The organism is Pseudomonas sp. MS01C9 (assembly GCF_058202755.1).
In genome coordinates, this window is the sequence record NZ_CM177073.1 from 5108507 (window position 1) to 5127144 (window position 18638).

The 18638-nt window shown below is 61.8% G+C and carries 15 protein-coding genes; 8 read left to right on the plus strand and 7 right to left on the minus strand.

From position 1 onward, the window contains the following. Positions 1-226 precede the first annotated feature (226 nt). Positions 227-2581, plus strand: coding sequence for a bifunctional acylase PvdQ (gene pvdQ / locus AC1M7R_RS23190; protein WP_334223617.1), 2355 nt, complete (start codon positions 227-229; stop codon positions 2579-2581). Between the two features lie 66 nt (positions 2582-2647). On the opposite strand, the gene AC1M7R_RS23195 is transcribed toward pvdQ, so the two are convergent. Further along, complete coding sequence (locus AC1M7R_RS23195; RefSeq protein ID WP_072390997.1) at positions 2648-3676, minus strand: FecR family protein; 1029 nt, start codon at positions 3674-3676, stop codon at positions 2648-2650. Between the two features lie 191 nt (positions 3677-3867). Beyond that, entirely contained in the window at positions 3868-8697 is a 4830-nt protein-coding gene (locus tag AC1M7R_RS23200; protein WP_490609946.1) for a dermonecrotic toxin domain-containing protein, read from the minus strand. A gap of 228 nt (positions 8698-8925) precedes the next feature. Between AC1M7R_RS23200 and AC1M7R_RS23205 the strand changes: the two genes are divergently transcribed. Next, entirely contained in the window at positions 8926-9957 is a 1032-nt protein-coding gene (locus AC1M7R_RS23205) for an Ldh family oxidoreductase (RefSeq protein WP_072391003.1), read from the plus strand. A gap of 62 nt (positions 9958-10019) precedes the next feature. Here AC1M7R_RS23205 and AC1M7R_RS23210 read toward each other — a convergent pair whose 3' ends face one another. Beyond that, positions 10020-10337 carry an ElaB/YgaM/YqjD family protein gene (locus tag AC1M7R_RS23210; RefSeq protein WP_072391006.1) on the minus strand — a complete coding sequence of 106 codons (318 nt, stop codon included), beginning with the start codon at positions 10335-10337 and terminating at the stop codon, positions 10020-10022. Positions 10338-10482: 145 nt separating this feature from the next. Between AC1M7R_RS23210 and AC1M7R_RS23215 the strand changes: the two genes are divergently transcribed. Next, positions 10483-10737, plus strand: coding sequence for a hypothetical protein (locus tag AC1M7R_RS23215; protein ID WP_490609947.1), 255 nt, complete (start codon positions 10483-10485; stop codon positions 10735-10737). Positions 10738-10740: 3 nt separating this feature from the next. On the opposite strand, the gene AC1M7R_RS23220 is transcribed toward AC1M7R_RS23215, so the two are convergent. Then, positions 10741-11649, minus strand: a complete 909-nt coding sequence (locus AC1M7R_RS23220; protein WP_490609948.1) for a LysR family transcriptional regulator — start codon at positions 11647-11649, stop codon at positions 10741-10743. Positions 11650-11736: 87 nt separating this feature from the next. Here AC1M7R_RS23220 and AC1M7R_RS23225 point away from each other — a divergent pair, with 87 nt between their 5' ends. Next, the gene (locus AC1M7R_RS23225) at positions 11737-12660 is read left to right on the plus strand and encodes a carbon-nitrogen hydrolase family protein (protein ID WP_490609949.1); all 924 of its coding nucleotides are present in this window, start codon (positions 11737-11739) and stop codon (positions 12658-12660) included. A 1-nt stretch (position 12661) separates the two neighbouring features. Here the strand turns inward: AC1M7R_RS23225 and AC1M7R_RS23230 are convergent, their stop codons facing one another. Then, positions 12662-13132 carry an LEA/WHy family protein gene (locus AC1M7R_RS23230; protein WP_072391019.1) on the minus strand — a complete coding sequence of 157 codons (471 nt, stop codon included), beginning with the start codon at positions 13130-13132 and terminating at the stop codon, positions 12662-12664. 146 nt (positions 13133-13278) lie between these two features. Between AC1M7R_RS23230 and AC1M7R_RS23235 the strand changes: the two genes are divergently transcribed. The 4 genes from AC1M7R_RS23235 (at position 13279) to AC1M7R_RS23250 (ending at position 16169) form a co-directional block, all read left to right on the plus strand. Beyond that, positions 13279-13995, plus strand: a complete 717-nt coding sequence (locus AC1M7R_RS23235; protein ID WP_072391974.1) for a helix-turn-helix transcriptional regulator — start codon at positions 13279-13281, stop codon at positions 13993-13995. Between the two features lie 51 nt (positions 13996-14046). Next, positions 14047-14388, plus strand: coding sequence for a nuclear transport factor 2 family protein (locus tag AC1M7R_RS23240; protein ID WP_072391022.1), 342 nt, complete (start codon positions 14047-14049; stop codon positions 14386-14388). Between the two features lie 111 nt (positions 14389-14499). Then, positions 14500-15621, plus strand: a complete 1122-nt coding sequence (gene zapE / locus AC1M7R_RS23245) for a cell division protein ZapE (RefSeq protein WP_490609950.1) — start codon at positions 14500-14502, stop codon at positions 15619-15621. Positions 15622-15674: 53 nt separating this feature from the next. Continuing rightward, positions 15675-16169 carry a GNAT family N-acetyltransferase gene (locus AC1M7R_RS23250; protein ID WP_072391028.1) on the plus strand — a complete coding sequence of 165 codons (495 nt, stop codon included), beginning with the start codon at positions 15675-15677 and terminating at the stop codon, positions 16167-16169. A gap of 26 nt (positions 16170-16195) precedes the next feature. Here the strand turns inward: AC1M7R_RS23250 and AC1M7R_RS23255 are convergent, their stop codons facing one another. Next, positions 16196-17935 carry a phosphoethanolamine transferase CptA gene (locus AC1M7R_RS23255; RefSeq protein ID WP_072459224.1) on the minus strand — a complete coding sequence of 580 codons (1740 nt, stop codon included), beginning with the start codon at positions 17933-17935 and terminating at the stop codon, positions 16196-16198. Positions 17936-18213: 278 nt separating this feature from the next. Then, complete coding sequence (locus AC1M7R_RS23260) at positions 18214-18387, minus strand: DUF6026 family protein (RefSeq protein WP_168199073.1); 174 nt, start codon at positions 18385-18387, stop codon at positions 18214-18216. Positions 18388-18638 lie beyond the last annotated feature (251 nt).

An 18638-nucleotide genomic window follows, 5' to 3' on the forward strand; every position in this document is an offset into this window, starting at 1 on the left:
GGCCAATCATGAAGGCGCGGTTGTAAAAAAATGCGGCAATGTCGTGCAAGCCCCGTGATCAGGCCTCTGGCTGGTCATTAATTTTTTTTTATCCGGTTCGTTTCCAAGGAAGGCGCGTTCCCGGCTTCATGCCCGAGGGATGTGATTTCCAGGCCGGATATGACGTTTTTCCTGCTGTCCTTTCAGTAGCCGTCCCGGTTTTCAAGGTTTTCGATCAGGAGTGAACGTGAAGATATCCGGGCAGTTATCGAGGTTTTGCCTCACAGGCGCGGTTCTGGGCATGGGGCTGGGGCTTGCCGCCGTTGCCAGCGCCCAGGGCGATGCGCAACAGGCCAGCGCCGAGATCCGTCGTACCCAGTTTGGCGTGCCGCATATCCGTGCCGAGAATGAGCGTGGCCTGGGTTATGGCATCGGTTATGCCTACGCCCAGGACAATCTCTGCCTGCTCGCCAATGAAATCGTCACGGTCAATGGCCAGCGCTCGCGGTATTTCGGGCCCGACCAGGTCACGGTCGAACAGCGGAAAAACACCGCCAGCGACCTGTTTTTCAGCTGGCTCAACACCCCCCAGGCGGTCTCCGGTTTCTGGCAGGCACAGACGCCCGAGGTGAAACAGCTGGTCGAGGGGTATGCGGTGGGCTACAACCGTGCCTTGTCCGAGCGCCGGGCCAAAGGGCTGCCTGAGCAATGCGCGAGCGAATGGGTACGACCGATCACCGCGCTGGACCTGGTCAAGTTGACCCGTCGTCTGCTGGTGGAAGGCGGCGTTGGCCAGTTCGCCGAAGCCCTGGCCGGTGCGCAGCCGCCCAGGGCTTCGGCGGACGCCGGCGTGCCGGTGGCGGATTTCGTGGTCGCCGCCGACCGACAGCAGCGCTTCGCCCTGGAGCGCGGCAGCAACGGGCTGGCCATCGGCAGTGAACGTTCCTTCAACGGACGCGGCATGCTGCTGGCCAATCCGCATTTTCCCTGGCTGGGGGGCATGCGCTTCTATCAGATGCACCTGACCATCCCGGGCAAGCTGGATGTCATGGGCGCCGCGTTGCCGGGGCTGCCGGTGATCAACATCGGTTTCAGCCAGCATCTGGCCTGGACCCACACTGTCGACACTTCCAAGCATTTCACCCTGTACCGCCTGCAGCTCGATCCCAAGGACCCGACCCGTTACCTGATCGATGGTGAGTCCGTACCGATGAGCCAGCAGACGGTCACGGTGGAAATCAGGCAGCCCGACGGCCAGGTGAAGTCGATTTCGCGGGTGGTCTACGGCTCCCGGTTCGGGCCGGTGGTGCAGTGGCCCGGACGGTTGGACTGGGACGGCCAGTTCGCCTACAGCCTGCGGGATGCCAACCTGGAAAACGATCGGGTGTTGGCCCAGTGGTACGCCATGAACCGGGCTGTCACCCTCGAGGATTTCCAGAATACCGTGCATGAGATCCAGGGCATTCCGTGGGTCAACACCCTGGCGGTGGATGACCAGGGGCAGAGCCTGTACATGAACCTGTCGGTGGTGCCGAACGTGGGGGCCGATAAACTGGCCCGCTGCAGCGACCCGCGGGCCGGGCAGAAGTTGATCGTCCTGGACGGCTCGCGTAGCGAATGCGCCTGGGATGTGGACCCGAAAGCTGCGCAGAAAGGCATCTACGCCGCCGAAAAACTTCCGCAACTGTTGCGCCGCGACTTTGTGCAGAATTCCAACGATTCGGCCTGGATGGTCAACCCGTCACAACCATTGTCCGGCTATTCGCCCTTGATCAGCCAGCAAGGCCAGCCCTTGGGCCAGCGGTCGCGTTTTGCCCTGGACCGGCTCGGCAGGCTGGCCCAGCAAGGACCGGTGAAGGTGGAGGACTTGCAGCGCATGGTAATGGACGACCAGGTCTACCTGGCCGACCAGGTGATGCCAGACCTGCTGGCGTTCTGTTCGGCCGAATCGGGCGCCGCTGCAGCGGTACTGGCTCAGGCGTGTGCCAGCCTGAAGGCGTGGGACCGTACTGCTGGCCTGGACAGCGGATTGGGGTTCGTTCATTTCCAGCGCATCATGGAGCGGCTGCAGGCCGTGCCTGATGCCTGGCGCGTGGCCTTCGACCCAAAGGACCCACAACATACGCCACGAGGCCTGGCTGTCGAGAAGCCGGCAGTCAGCGAGGCAGTGCGCCAGGCCATGGTCGCCTCGGTGGAGGCGGTGAAGGCCGCCGGGCTGCCATCCTCCAGCCGCTGGCAGGATCTTCAGGTCGCCAGCAGCGGTGGCCGGCAGACACCGATCCACGGCGGGCCTGGGGAGCTGGGGATCTACAATGCGATTCAGAGTGTGCCGGGGGCAAACGGCAAGCGCGAAGTGGTCAGCGGCACCAGTTACCTGCAAGTGGTGACATTCGACAGCAAGGGGCCCCAGGCACAAGGGCTGTTGGCATTCTCCATTTCCAGCGACCCGGCATCCCCTCATTCGGCGGACCAGACCGAGGCGTTCTCGAAGAAACGCTGGAGCGTGCTGCCATTCACCGAACAGCAGATCAAGGCCGATCCCCACTACCAGGCGCTGATCATTCGTGAGCGCGATGAGGCCGGCAGGGTGGCCACGCAATAAGCCTGGAGCCGCAAGACAGCCTGCGATAGCGTCAACGCCGACGCCGACGCCGACGCCGGCCCTTTGTCATTGACGGGGAGCAGTTTTCTGAGTGCTGGTCGGCCTCTGGCCGACGGCATTGAGCACCGGGTTGCCGTCCTTGTTCTGCGTCAGGTAGACCGGCAGTACTTTTGGCAACGACGGCACCAGGTTCTTCACTTCACTGACGTTGTAGATACCGCCGATGCGCAGGGCGCCGGTGTTGTTGTCGGCCAGCATGACGGGACGGTCGAGGTAGCGGTTGATCAGCGGCAGCGCATCGGTGAGGGTCAGGTTATCCAGCACCAGCTTGCCGCTGCGCCATGCCAGTGAGCTGTCATCGGCAGGCGTTTCGCGGACCTGCGGCTGGAAATCGCCGGCCTTGTAGATCGCCTGCATGCCGGGTGTCAGGCGCGAGCCGTTTTTCGTCAGTGCATGGTTGCTGGCGACCAGTACCGAGCCTTCCACCAGCGTGACGCGCACCTGGTCCTGATACATCCAGACGTTGAAGCGGGTCCCGGTCACCCGTACCTGGCCCTGGCCGGCCCGAACGATGAACGGGTGCTGGGTATCGTGGCTGACTTCGAAAAACGCCTCGCCCTTTTTCAGGGTCGCGCGACGCTCATTCTTGTAATTGGCGAATACCAGCTCGCTGCCCAGGTTGAGTTCTACCTGGCTGCCATCGCCCAGGATGATGCGCCGTACGCTTGCGTCGGCTTCGAAGCGCTCGTAGGAATTGGCCAGCCAGCCCAGGTTCCAGCCCGTATAGGCCGCCAGTGGCAGCCCCAGCACCAGCACCGCGGCGGCAGCGGCCAGGGGACGCCAGCGCGCCCGCGGCCGGGGACGAGACACCGGGACCGGCGGCGCGGGTTCGACGCGCGGCAAGTGATCGGCGACGTCCCAGATCTCCAGCATGGCGGCGTATTCGAACGCATGCAGGGGATCGGCATCGTGCCACTGCTTGAAGGCCAGCCGTTCGGCATCGCTACAGTCGGCAGCATGCATACGCATGCACCAGTGCGCGGCCGCATCGGTAATGGCGTCGTATTCGGCTTCCGAGAGTGTATGTTCGGTCATTGACTCTTCCTGGTTTGCCGCATTCTAACCTTCGGCATGAGCTGTCGAGAACTGCCGTCATGGCGATAACATGTCAAATAGGCCGGTTTTTTTCCGCCAAAGGTGCTTGCACCCGTATGGCTGCGCCCTAGCATCCCATGGGCCGGGTGAAAAAAAGATCAACGGGTCGCGCATGGCAGAAGTATAGCCACTCAAGAGCCAGCGGCGGGCAGCACGGCGTCGAGCTGGCGTCCCAGCATGCAAATCAGCAAGGTCATGGAGTCGGCGTTTCGAAGGATCAGGTCGATGCGTTTATCGGCCGAAGCGGGGTCGAGAAAAATATCCCGTGCTTCGCTGATGCTGGTAGCCCCCGTGATTTTCAGTATTTCCCTGGTCATGTCCTTGAATTGACGTATCTGTTCCAGGCTCTTGAGCATCCTGGCCCGATGGTCCCAGGCCATGAACAGTTTCGATCGCGGCGTACCCAGCGAAAACCCTTTGAGTTGTTGCTCTTTCAACTCCCCCGACTTGCGTCGTCCGAATTCGGTGTCTTGGGAAATGAGGTCGAAGAAGGGCAATGAAGCATCCAGGTAAACGATGTCGTACGTGTCGAACAACTGGTGGGTCAATTCATGGATAAGTGTCGCCCCCTGGGCATGGGCGTCGACATTGAATGATTGCGGCACAAGCTCCTGGTATCGGTCCAGGCCTATTTCAAAGAACAGCTGCGTGAGGTAAATCCGTCCCTTGGCGTTGGGTTCCACGACAAATGCTGTGGCGATATCGTTTATATCCTTGAGATTGCCGATGACGATGCGCTTGGCGTTCTGCGCTTCCCATGAAGGATCGGCCAGTGCCCGGCAGATCGGCGCAATCGCCGTGTGGACCTTCTCGATCAGGCCGGCATCGACGTGTTCCACGCCCAGGAACGTCTGGAGAAACGTTTCCAGTCGAGAGGCCAGCGCACGTTGCTGCCTGGCGTGCTCCAGGTTATGGAGGGCGTTGATCGAGTAGAACCTGGCTGTCTCCAGGGCCTGGACGATGGCATTGGCATGGTGGGGGTATTTCCTGCGTATTTCAGCCATGCCCCGGGCTTCGATGTTCAACGAGGCGCCGGCCTGGTAGTCACTGTAGGAATTGGCGAGCGTGGACATGACCTTGCCGTAGCGAATGGTGTGTCGCTGCGGATCGATCGCCCACTGCTGGTCGTCGGACGATCGAGCCAGTATCGGTCCTTCGCCATGGGCATGGACGACACGCCATACCTGGTTCGCTTTGGCGACCTGGAAGACCCTGCCGGCCACGCTCGCATAGAGCTTGCCGGATCCCGCTGCGCCGTAGGTGCCGTCGGCCAGGTTTGCGTGCAGGTCGAAAAGGCTGGCATCCGTGGCTTCGAAGGCGTGCAGGTTGGTACGGGTCGGTGCCGTGGACGCGATATCTTTCCAGCTCATTTCGGTCGTCGTCCGGGACACCTGCGTTGCTGGGCTGGCGGGGGCGAGCAGGCCGAACGTATCGTCGCGATTGAGCATGCCCAGCGAGACCATTTCCGCGGCGCCGGCGATGAAGTCATGCAAGCCGGTTTTCCAGTCATGCTGTCGCAGCGCTTCGGCAGAGGCCTTGAAGTCCTGGTAGCTTTCCCAAAGGGTCTCGAAAAACGTCAATTTGCCCGGTAGCTGGCGTCCCGCAAACCTGACCCCGGTGCTGAACAGATGCAGGACCGTTTGCCAGTCGAACTGGCGTTTGCGGTCGGTCTGGGTGCTCAACAGGTCCGATAGCAGGTCCAGGTTATCGTTGAACAGCGTGTCGAGCAGGTTCGTCTGAATCGGGTTCGAGGCCAGGGTGATGTCCGACAGTTTTCCAAGGGTGGACACGAACAGGTTCCGGAACAGCCCCTGCTGGGTCGTGGGGAGCCGGCTGATCAGCAGATCCTGAAGCGCCCCGGGCAGGTTGAGCGCAGCGATGAGGCTGGCCTCGTCCTTGAATTCGATGAGGTTCGGCCCCGCGCGGTAGGGCGCATACAGCACATGAGGAGCCGTCGCGTCGGTGCTCGATCCGATCAGGTAGAGTCCCAGTGTCTTGACCGCCGCGGCGCCGCCGGTCGTTATCAGTTCCAGTGGACGGATCAGGGCGCTGGCACCCTTCACTGCCTGGCGCGCGATGCCGTCCGGCATATCCAGGACCTGGCGAATCAAGTCGAATGCCGTGGCCGACAGGTACTGTTGCAGGTGCCGTGCGTGGGCATGCTGCAACAGTTGCCAGGGCAACTGGCGGCGAAAACGCTGCTTTCTCGCTTCTGCGTCCGCTCCCGTGCCGGAGAGCTTGTCCCTGACGTGTTTTTTATACGAAGTGGAGATATCCAGGGACAGCAGCATCTGCTTCACAGTGTCTTCGTTCAGACTGTCCGGCAGTTTTTTTCCGGACGTGGAGGAGACATGCAAGCCGGTCTTCTGGGTGAACTCGACATGGTTCAAGGCGAAATCGATCAAGGAAGCGGGAGGACCGGCCAATGCGAGGTTCGGCGTGATCAGGATGCTGGCCGGGTCGAGATCCTTTTCGCCAAGGCGTGCATCCAGTAATGCCTTGAGCTTTTTACCGACATAGGTGCGAAGCGGCTCGATACCGTCCAGGTAGTCCTTGCCGTCGGCCACGCTGTTCTTGTATTGGTCGAGCAGATCGATATGCAAGCGTTGATCTTCCAGGGCGGCCGTGCCGAGCCAGGCGGGCAGTTTCTGCCGCCACCGGTTCGCCTGGGCGATGCGCATCGCACGCGGCAGATTGGTCGGGGCGCCTTTGTTCTGCAGCGCCTCGAGGCTTTTCGCCAAGGCCATCCCGCTCAGTTTCCATGGGCCGATTTTCAGACTGCTCAGGTACCGGTGTTCGGCTTCGAAAAGATCGATGAAGGAACTCATCCGGTTCGACAGGACGTTGTCTTCGATCAGCTCGAATGCCTCGAGCCGGTAATGCCCGTGGGGTTTGCGTTGGGCAGCGGGCAGGTTTTCCAGCAGGCTGAAACGTCTTCGAGGGTCGAGCAGGTAGCGGTTCAATTGCCCGGCGGCCATCTCCACGGAAGAAAAGACCTGCAGGCCGTCCGAAGGTGTCCACAGAATACCCAGGCCTGAATAGGGCGTATCCAGCCCGCCGCGTTCGGTGAGGAAAAAACAGTTGGCCAGGCAAAGGTGGACCGTTCGGGTTTCGTCGGTACAGGTGAGCCTCAGCGAATAGACGTCCGGCCGGAAGCCCTTGACCCCCATGCGTTGGGTGCGGTCGGGAAAATCGGGGTCGTAGGCGAACACGGTCCTGATGAGGTCGTGGGCGGCTGGCGGCAGGGTTCCGTCCAGCTCCCTGAGTTCGGCTTCGGCACGTATTCCCAGGGAAAAAACGTTGGTGAGCTTTGGCAGCAGCGCTCTCAGGTCCTTGGAAAACTCGTGGGGACTGGACATCGGCACTCGGGCGAACAGCGTGGTGAACGCCTCTTCGACGCTGGCATAGCTCTTGATCTTCCTTTCCAGTTGGTCGGCCATGAAGTTGGAAGGGCGCAAGTCTCCGTAAAACACCGGTTGGGCACCCCAATGGCCCTGGATCCCCTGCTTCAACAGGCTTTTGTCGATCAAGGTGCGTATGTCCAGCGCCTTGTCGACGAGGGCGTGAAGGTCGACCTTGCCCTGGCGAGACATCTCCAAGGCGTAATGAAGGTTGCTGGTCTGCTTGCCGATGATGGTGTTGGCCAGGGACTCGAACACCGGCAAGGCCACGGGGTGCCCCGACACCTTTGGCTCGTCGAGGCGTAGGAAGCGGTTGCGCTCTTCCAGGCTCAGAAGGCCGTAGAGGGCTTCTTTTCGCGTGGCCCGGGTCGGAGTGCCGAGCAATGTCTGCTTGAAGCTCAGATAGTCGTCGACTTTCTGGAGACCGTGGCTGGGCGTGTAGAGGTAGTGCCCCTTGCCGCTGATCATCAACGAGCCGGCGAGCTCCACGTAGAGCGGTTCGTATTCCCAGAGTCGCACCGTTTCGATGAACAGAAGCGTTTCATCCCGACCGGACGGCCCGAGGACCCGGAACAGCTCCCGGCTCTGTGCATGCGTCAGTTGCCCCTGTTCCCGCTGGATCAGGATGTTCGCCCGCAACGTGTCGCTGAGCACCTGCGAGAGAAGCTTGCGGCGTGAAATATGAAAGGGGCCGGTGGCGTCCCAGTAACCCTCGATGCACTGGATGAGCCGTGGGATCAGGTGTCCAGCGGCGACCTTCAGCAGGTTTTCCCACTGCCGGGCGTTCCCGGATGATGGGGTGATCCCCGGATGGATGAATTCCACGTCATGTCCGCTGGGTCGTCCCTGGTGGTGGAAATAGACCAGGACCGCGTCAGCCAGGGACATGGTGTTGATGACCCGGCCGGCTGTCGGGCTCCCGGCGCCGGCATAGGTGCTGATCGCCACGCGTCCCTGCCTGTGGTCGAAGTTCGACGCCGCTTCGTTCAATACCTGGTCGAGCATCGCCTGCAACGAAGGCAGTTTCATCAGTTCGTCCACCATTGTCCGGGCATTGAGGCTCTGTGCATGCTCGATGCTTGCGACAAGGGCTTCGAAGACATCGCCCTCGATGAGCGAGCGGGTCTGTCGGATGCCGGGGGAGCCGTTCAGTTCGGCCCGTTGTGAAATCGAGAGCAGTTGAAACAGATCGTCACGTTCGACGGGGCTCACCAGCATGTGCTCGATCTTTGTTTCGAGGGCTCGGCGGCTGGCGAACTTTCTGATGCCACCTTGTGGTGTATAGAGAAACGCAGGCCAAGCCTGCGAAGCGCCGGTTGCTGGCGAGGCCGTCAGGCTAAGGCAGCCGGCCAGGGGAATCGGGGTTCGGCCGGTCGCTTCGAACAGGATGGTTTCGACAGACATCGGCGGTGTCTGCGCTGCACGTAGCGAGTGGCTGGGCAGTGCAGCGTGATGCAACCAGTCGAGGTCCGCCTGCGTCAATCCGTGGGGTGCGCTCAGTTCGTCCAGGCGGCTGGCATCCAGCACGTGGGAAAACAGCAGTGGGGTGGTCTCGGTCATCGTCGCTTCTCGATCAAGGCGCCGCGAGGCAGCCGTGGATGAAGCGGTCAGGCTAGGACGCCATGGAAGGGCGAAGGTGGTAGATAGTTACCGCACGCCAGGCCCCCGGTGCCTGTCAGGCTCAGGCGCCGGCGCAAAGGTTGACAGCGCGCTCATGAAGCGGTGTTTAATCGGCGCGCTGGTTTGTCTTACCTGTTGCTACCTCCAACAATCATTCTGGAGCTTCAGATGTCTGCGCTATCCGAACACGCCGGTTCCGGCGCCTTGTCCTTCGATGCCCTGGCGGGTTTGCTGGAGAAGATTTTCCTGCGACACGGCACCTCGGCCGACGTCGCCCGGATCCTGGCTGAAAACTGCGCCGGCGCCGAGCGCGACGGAGCCCACAGCCATGGGGTGTTTCGCATCCCCGGTTACGTCTCGACCCTCGATAGCGGTTGGGTCGATGGCCAGGCCGTGCCGGTGGTCGAGGATGTTGCCTCGGGGTTCGTGCGGGTGGACGCCGGCAACGGATTCGCCCAGCCGGCCCTGGCTGCCGCGCGTGCGCTACTGGTGCAGAAGGCCCGCAGCGCCGGCATTGCGGTGCTGGCTATCCGTAACTCTCACCACTTCGCCGCCCTCTGGCCGGATGTCGAGCCGTTCGCCTATGAAGGGCTGGTGGCCTTGAGTGTGGTCAACAGCATGACGTGTGTCGTGCCCCATGGCGCACAGCGCCCGCTGTTCGGCACCAACCCCATCGCTTTTGCCGCGCCACGGGCTGACGGGGAGCCGATTGTCTTCGACCTGGCGACCAGCGCCATCGCCCATGGCGATGTGCAGATTGCCGCGCGCAAGGGCGAACTGTTGCCCCCGGGCATGGGGGTGGACAGTCTGGGTCAGCCGACCTGCGATCCCAAGGCAATCCTGGATGGCGGGGCACTCCTGCCGTTTGGCGGGCACAAGGGGTCGGCCTTGTCGATGATGGTGGAGTTGCTGGCGGCGGCCCTGACGGGGGGGCATTTTTCCTTCGAGTTCGACTGGAGCAATCATCCCGGTGCCAAGACGCCATGGACCGGCCAGTTGCTGATCGTGATCGACCCGAGCAAGGCCGCCGGGCAGGATTTCGCCGAGCGCAGCCAGGAACTGGTCAGGCAAATGCAGGGGGTGGGGTTGCAACGGTTGCCGGGGGATCGCCGGCATCGCGAGCGCCGTCAATCCAGCGAGCGAGGGATTGTGCTGGAGGAACAGACACTGGCGCAGTTGCGGGAATTGGCCGGCGTGTAAGGCCCGTCTGGGCGGGTGTCGGACTCAGCGCGGCAAGGGGGAAGCCCTTGCCACGGGCAGGCTTAGCGTCGTCCCAGCAGCAAGCCCACCACCAGCCCGAAACCGGCGGAAATCGCCACGGTTTGCCAGGGGTGGCCACCAATGTAGGTCTCGGTGGCGTCCACCATGGGGCGGGTGCGATCCCGTGCGCTGGCGAGGGAGTCCAGGGCCTGTTGCAGTTTATGGGCGATCTGCCCCCGCAGGTTTTCGGCATCTTCGCCCACCAGTGAAGCGCTGCTCTTGAGCAGTTTTTCCGATTCTTCAATCAAGGCCTTCAATTCGCTGAAGGCCTGGTCCTTGATTTGCTCTCCGTTCGCTTGCTCTGGGCTTTTACGGGGCATTGAATGACTCCTTGCAGATGATGGCAGTGAACAGTGGAGTGCCGCGCCTGGGGGAAAGTTGCAAGCGCCGCACAGCCAAAATGGGTGTTAAGACGTTTCCTTGCAAGGTGTAAGATGTCGCCTATTTACGCAACAGGTAATTTCCATGAGCTTCAATCTCGCTGACAAGCCCCTGGCCGAGCGCGCTGCGCTGGAAGACGAAAAATCCCGACTGTTCGAACTGTGGCAGAACAACCTGGGCAAGGCCAAGGGCGAAGCGGCCCGCCTGTTCGGCGAGCGCTCCAAGCGCAAGGGCAAGTGGGCCGAGTGGGTGCGGGCGGAGCTGGATGGCATGTCGCCCCCTGAGTACGCCAACATGGTGCGCAGTGAAGTCAATCGCCTGATGGCGACCAATAAATGAACCTCATTTGAAGGTCGCCAGGATGGCCTCGCGAACCTTGATCACGGCCGGATCCATCTGCGCGTGGGTTCGCCAGCCCAGTTCGATAGGGTAGCGCGGCAAGGCAAGGGGGCAGGGTAACAGCGCCAGGCCGCTGAGGGACGCAATGGCCCGGGCCGCATGTGTCGGAATGGTCGCCACGGCCTGGCTGCCCCTGAGCAGGAATGGCAGGGCGGCAAAATGCGTGGTGGAGGCGCAGACCCTCCGGCTCAGGCCGAGCCCGGCCAGCCCCTCGTCGGTGATGCCGATGAACCCACCGGAAGATACCAGCAGATGTTCCCGCGCCACGAAGCTTTCCAGCGCAAGGTGCGCCTGGCCTTCCTTCAGGCTGGCCTGATCGACGAGGCACGCGTAGTCCCCTTCACCCAGGACCCGTCGACTGAGCAGCCGCTGCGCGAAACCTCCGGCGGTGATCGCCAGGTCAAGATGGCGCTCCATCAGATCACGGCCGACGATCTGGCTGTGGGTCTGGCGGAAGATCAACCTCAACCCTGGTGCACGTTGCGCCACTTCCTCGATCAAGCGCCGTCCATAGGCGATCTCGAAGTCGTCGGACAGGCCGACGATGACCGAGCGCCCCTGGTAATGGCTGGCATCCGGATCGATCATCGCCAGGCTCTGGCGGCATTTGTTCAATGCGTCGCTGATCACCGGCTTCAATTGATCGGCCCGCAGTGTCGGTGCCAGGCCGCGACCGGTGCGCACGAATAACTGATCGTCATACAGGCTGCGCAGCCTGCGCAGGGCGGCGCTGATGGCCGACTGGGTCACGCCCAGGCGCAGCGCGGCGCGGCTGGCGCTGGATTCGTCGTGCAGGGCTTCGAAGGTCTTGAGCAGGTTGAGGTCGATATCGGCGATATTCATTTGGCTCATATCATTTAGCAGTGATCAGGGCTTTATTCATGATCGGTCGACGCTTGAGAATCGGCAACACCTGATGAACCAAGGAGTTGCAACCCCATGCCAAAATCCATCGTGGCCGCCCTGCAGATCGGTTCCTTGCCCGGCGGCAAGGGCGAGACCCTGGCGCAGATCCTTTCCTATGAAGAGGCCATACGCCAGGCCGGCGCCCGGCTGGTGGTAATGCCCGAGGCCCTGTTGGGCGGGTATCCAAAGGGCGAAGGATTCGGTACCCAGCTGGGCTATCGGTTGCCGGAAGGGCGAGAAGCCTTCGCTCGCTATTTCGCCAATGCCATCGACGTGCCCGGCGCCGAGACCGAGGCACTGGCTGGGCTTTCGACGCGCACCGGCGCCAGCCTGGTGCTGGGCGTCATCGAGCGCGCCGGGAGCACCTTGTACTGCACGGCCCTGTATTTCGAGCCCGAGGCAGGCCTGGTGGCCAAGCATCGCAAGCTCATGCCCACCGGTACGGAGCGGCTGATCTGGGGCAAGGGCGATGGCTCGACACTGCCGGTGGTCGACAGCCAGGTAGGGCGTTTGGGCGCGGCGGTGTGCTGGGAAAACATGATGCCCCTGTTACGTACGGCCATGTACGCCAAGGGCGTCGAGGTGTGGTGCGCGCCGACGGTGGATGAGCGGGACATGTGGCAAGTGACCATGCGCCACGTCGCTCACGAGGGCCGCTGCTTCGTGGTCAGTGCCTGCCAGGTCCAGGCCTCGCCCCAGGCGCTGGGGATCGAAGTCGCGAACTGGCCGGCCGAGCGGCCGCTGATCGCCGGCGGCAGCGTGATCGTAGGCCCGATGGGCGACGTGCTCGCCGGTCCGTTGAAGGACAAGGCCGGCCTGTTGACCGCTGAAATCGACACCGACGACCTGGTGGGGGTGCGCTACGACTATGACGTGGTCGGGCATTACGCCCGTCCGGATGTGTTCGAGCTGGTGGTGGACGAGCGGGCCAGGCCCGGCGTGCGTTTTATCCCATGAATCACCAGTTGGCCGTGGAGCTCGGCAAGTCCAGGGTGCCGCGGTCGACGAAGCGCACGGTACCGAACAATCCACCCGCCAGCTTGCCCTTGAGCACGTAGGGCAGGTTGTCCAGGCGCTGGGTCTGGCTCAGGCCCAGCGTCTGGCGCAGCACCGAAAAAGCCGAGATGCTCACCGGCACGCTCAGCACCGTTTCGGAGAACCTCGCGATGGTGCCTGCCTGGTCACTGACCCCCGACGCCAGGGTGCGTCCATTGACCTCCAGGTCCAGGGCCACGCCGTTGTAATCGATGGCGATGTCGTTGGGGTTCTGCAAGCGCAGTTTCACCGCGAAGCGCATCTCCAGTTCCTGGCTGGCCAAGGGTTCGATGCCCACCACATTGATGTTCAGCGGGTCGTGACGCTGCAGCAGCGTGCAGGCGTTCAGGCTCAAGAGCATCAGAAAGAAAGATAAACCGATGATTCTGCGCATGGCACGCTCTCAAGATAAAGATGCAGTCGGGAAACGCGGAAACCGAGGACACCATAACCCACAACACGCTCCATAAAGGGCTCCTGACAGTTTCTGACATCAGGCTCTGCTAATCTGCGTCAACTTTTTTCTTGCGGATCGCCATCGTGTCGCGTACCACCCGGCTGCTCACTTTGCTGCAAGTCTTGCGGGGCAAGCGTTGCCCGGTCACTGCCGCGACGCTGGCGGCCGAGCTGAACGTGTCTGAACGCACGCTCTACCGGGACATAGCCGAGTTGACGGCCCTTGGCGCTCCGATCCAGGGCGAGGCGGGCATCGGCTATGTACTGCGCAGCGGGCTGTTCCTGCCGCCGCTGATGTTCACTGCCGATGAAATCGAGGCCATCGTGCTGGGGCTGCGCTACGTCGACCAGCGTGGCGACGATGTGCTGGGCAAGGCCGCCGCCGATGCCTTGGCGAAGGTCGCCGCGGTGCTGGCTCCCGACGTCCGGGACGCCCTGCGCAACCCGACGGTGCTGCCCGGTCCGCCGGGCTATGGCTACCCGCAGAACAGGGTGGAACTGAACGTCTACCGCCAGGCCATTCGCAGCCAGGCGAAGCTGCGCATCGACTACGCCGACGTGAACAATACGCCGAGCCAGCGACTGGTCTGGCCCCTGGCCCTGGGGTTTTTCAACGAGGCGCGGGTCGTGGTGGCATGGTGTGAATTACGCGACGCCTATCGGACCTTTCGCACCGATCGGATCGCGTGTGCCATCGAGGAGGGGGGGCGCTACCCTGGCAGGCGCAGCGATCTGTTGCGGGCCTGGATGAAGTCGATGCAGCTGGATGAAACCGGACGTTTCACTCCTGACAAAAACTGACATGGCGCTGTTTTAGCATGATGCCAGATCGCTAGAACAAGGAGCCGTACCATGTCCAATCCCGTCTCTTCCCTGGCCCCGGCCATAGCCGGTTACATTGCGGCCGCCAATGCCCGTGACAGTTCGGCGGTGCCGCGTTTTTTCGCCGAGGATGCCAACGTATTCGATGAAGGCCAGCACCGGGCCGGTACCCAGGCCATTGCCCAATGGATGGAGGACACCGCCCGGCGCTACCAGCCGCGGGTGCAGGTGCTGAACGTGCAGCAGCGCACCGGCAAGGTGCTGGTCCACAACCTGATCTCCGGGACCTTTCCCGGCAGCCCGCTGGAGCTGCGATACACCTTCCGCCTCAACGAACAGGGGAAAATCAGCCGGTTGGATATTTCAGTCTAGAAACCCGGCAACCTGACGCGAGCCCAGTGACGGCGAGGGAGACCTTCCGTCACACGGCGAAGTGCCGGTTCATGGCATACTCGGCGACTTCGCTTTCCGGACCCGGGCCGTATGATTTTCGACTCACCCTTGATCGCCTGGCAGCACGCCATCGAACACCATGGCTTCGTCCAGGACGAGGCCCAGGAGCTCGCCATCATGGCCCTGGAGCAATGCCACCGGGCATTGCAGGAGGGGCGCAAGCCCGTGAAGGGGGTTTATCTCTGGGGACCGGTGGGGCGCGGCAAGACCTGGTTGATGGATCGTTTCTACGAAAGTCTCAAGGTCCCCGCGCGCCGCCAGCACTTTCATCATTTCATGGCCTGGGTACACCAGCGTTCATTCCAGCTCACCGGCACGCCGGATCCCTTGCAGGCCCTGGCCCGGGAGCTGAGCGCCGAAGTGCGGGTGCTGTGTTTCGACGAACTGTTCGTCACCGATATCGGCGATGCCCTTATCCTCGGCCGGCTCTTCCAGGTGATGTTCGAGCGGGGCATGGTGATCGTGAGCACGTCCAACCTGCCTCCCGAAGAGCTTTACGCCAACGGCCACAACCGCGAGCGTTTCCTGCCCACCATCAGCGCGATCAAGGAACATATGCAGATCGTGCCGGTGAATGGATGGCAAGACCACCGCCAGCATCCGGGTGCGCTGCAACAGCGCTACTGGCTGCGGGAACGCGCTCGGCCTGACCCGTTGGCCGCAGTCTTCGCTCAATTGACTGCGGGGCAAGCGCTGCGTGACGGACCGATAGAAGTGGGCCATCGCCTGCATGAGCCGGTCCAGGCCAGCGAGACAGTGCTCTGGACCCGCTACGCGGACCTGTGCGAGCAGCCTTTTTCAGCCTTGGATTTCATGGCGCTTTGCGACCGCTTCAGCGTCATTCTGCTCAGCGATGTGCCCAGCCTGAGCGCCGAGCAGCGCGAGGGCCGCATTGCCCGTGGTACGGAAGACGGCGTCGAGCGGGTCGAGGCGGGGGACAGAGAACTGCCGCAGTTGTCGATTCACGACGATGGTGTGCGCCGCTTCATCGCCCTGATCGACGAATGCTACGACCGCAAGGTACCGCTGTATCTTTCGGCCTGGGTGCCGATGGAGCGGTTGTACACCGAGGGCTATCTGCAATTTCCATTTCGCCGTACCCTCAGTCGCCTCCAGGAAATGCAGTTGCAACGTTTCGGTCAGCCAGCCTGACCTGTATCCGCCGAAGCCAAGGGCGATCGGCATTCAAAGAGAGATGGAAGGTCATGGAAGAAGCCAGGGACATCCTTGTATTGCAAGCCAGCTACACCAACCCGGTTCACGCCGAGGCGATTTGTCATGTGCTCAACGGCTATGCGCAAGACCCGATGGGGGGCGGTCGGCCCCTGCCGGCCGAAGTGCTGTTGCACCTGCCGGAAGAACTGGCCAAGCGCCCCCATGCGTTCAGCGTGCTGGCATTCGTCAATGGCGAGCCGGCGGGGCTGGTCAACTGCTTCGAAGGTTTTTCCACCTTTGCCTGCCGTCCCCTGGTGAATATCCATGATGTGGCGGTGATGCAGGCCTTTCGCGGATTGGGCCTGAGCCAGAAGATGCTGCAGAAGGTCGAAGACATCGCCCGCCAGCGCGGCTGCTGCAAGATGACCCTGGAGGTGCTTGAAGGCAACGCCGTGGCCCAGGCCAGCTATGGCAAATTCGGTTTCGCCGCCGGCATGTTCGACCCGGCCCATGGCCGGATGCTGTTCTGGACCAAGTCTTTGTAGAACCCTGGCCCGCGCCCGGGCCTGGGTTATTTCTGCACGAGCCGGGGCTCCGGTTTCCTGGGTTGCATCAGGCTGAAGTCGATCAGCGCCTTGTGTTGGCGTTGATAGGGATTGCCGATCAACAGGGGCCGGGCCTTGAAGTCATCGCTGACCAGGCTCCTGCTGCGATCCAGCTCGTCGAAACTCAGGCCTGCCAGGTCTGCCCAGGTATGGATCAGCTGAGAACTGCTGTAGGGCCGTGACAGGTCGCCGGCAAAGTTCCAGTCATGGCTTTCGCGCCATTTTGGCGAGGCCCAGGCCATGAACGGAATGGTGTACATCGGCGCGGTGGGCTTGCCTTCGTTGCGTCCCAGGGTGTCGTGCCCCGCCGAGTCGAATACATCCTCACCGTGGTCCGACAGGTACAGCAAAAAGCCGTTGGGGTCGGTCCTGGCGTAATCCTTGATCAGGCTGGAGACCACGAAGTCGTTGTACAACACCGCGTTATCGTAGCTGTTATAGGTGGGGACCTGATCGTCGCGCACCCCTGCCGGTACGCCCTGGCGGTCGGTGAACTTGTTGAAGGTCGGCGGGTACCGGTACTGATAGCTCATGTGGGTGCCAAGCAGATGCACCACGATCAGCTTGCGCGGCGCGGCATCGGCCAGGGCCTTGTTGAACGGCGCGATCACGTCGCCATCGTATTGCGCGGCGTTCTGGTTGCGATTGTTGTTCAGGTAGACCTGCTCGTCGGCCTGCTGGGAAAAGGTCGTGAGCATGGTGTTGCGCTTGGTCATGGTCTGCTGGTTGGTGATCCAGAACGTCTTGTAGCCCGCCTGTTTCATCATGCTGACCAGCGAGGGTGTGCTCAGGTAAAGGTCCGGATGCTGCTCATCGGCAAAGGTCAGGACCTGTTGCAGCGCTTCGATGGTGTACGGACGTGGAGTGATCACGTTGTCGAACACCGCCAGCTGGTCCTTGAGCTTGTCCAGTTCCGGCGTGGTTTCCCGCTGGTAGCCGTAGAGGCTCATGCGCTGACGGTTGGTGGATTCGCCGATCACCAATACCAGGGTCGCCGGCTGGTTCGCCATGGCGTCCTTGAGGTTGCGCAGTGGCTCGATCTTGCTGGCGCTGTGCAGCATGCCCTGCATATTGGTCAGTTGTTCACCGTAACGACGGTATGCCACCAGCATCTGCCAGGGCACGGCGGGCTCGATGCGGTCTTCGAATTTCTCCAGGCCCCCGGCCAGGGTGCCGGTACGCAAGGTTTGCTTGACCAATGGGTAACCCACCACGGCCACCATGATCGCGGCGGCGGCCATCATGGCCCGGCCCCGCGGCAGGTACACCGGGCGCAGGCGCGTCCATAGCCAATAGCTGACCGCTGTATGGGCCAGGAAGGTCGGCACCATCCACCAGGCAAAATATTGGGTCAGGTATTCACCGGCTTCAGACACGTTCGATTCGAACATGATGAAAATGACGCTCTGGGAGAATTCCTGCTGGTAGATGAAGAAATAGCCCAGGCTTGCCATGGAACACGCCCACAGCACCACGCCGATCAAGGCGGCGAGCAGGCGGGTCCGGGCCGGGAACAGCAGCATGGGCGCCAGCCACACGGCGCTCATGATCAGCGCCTGGCGAAACCCGGTGAAGCCGGAGGTGTCGGTCACCAGGATAAGCAGTTGGGTAATGCCCGAAAAATACCAGAAGAACAGGAACAGCCAGCCAAGTCCGGCCCAATCGAAACCTTTCGCAGTCGTTTTGCTGCGTTTGAACACACTCATCAAGCTCTCCAGCCTTTTGTCGGCGCTGCCGCAGGGGCCGATCCGGCATCCGCGGGCGTGCACCGACCCTCTTCAAAGGCGCGGAGTATTGCGATGAGGGTGTGAAAACTTCGTGAGTTTTTTGTCTACGGGACGCAGGGATGTGGTGTCGCGAAGGGAGACCGCGAGGGGACAGGGGGGCGCGAATGCTTCGAACCGAGCCGATTTTCCTGTGGGGATGCCCAGGGTTCATGGAAGTGACACTGGTATGTTCAGCGTCACTTCCGACTGGAGCAGGTCTAGCGAGCCAGCGCCTGACCCTGGTGGGTCAGTTGTGCGTGTTGCAGCTGCAGGCGCAACTGGGTCACTTCATCGAGCAGCAGATCACGCTCTTCTTTGAGCAGGCGTAATTCATCGCGACGAATGGTCACATAAAGGGTCTGTGGGGGACGTGCGGTAACGACTGGGTCCATTGCTCACCTCGCAAATGGCGTACATCAACTATAGAGATGTCGCCAGTTTTTGGTCGACACCTCTACTATCGGCGCCGATTCTGATTTCTTTTGCTCGTGAATGGAACTTTTTTATTTTTCATGGTCGCCGTGTCTTCGACCGGATTTGGAGCGTTATCCCTTGTGATTGCACGAATTAACCGGAAACTATGCAGCAATGCTCTGGACTAACCTCCTCATAGTCGTGAGCTAAACCTTTGACATACCTTTAT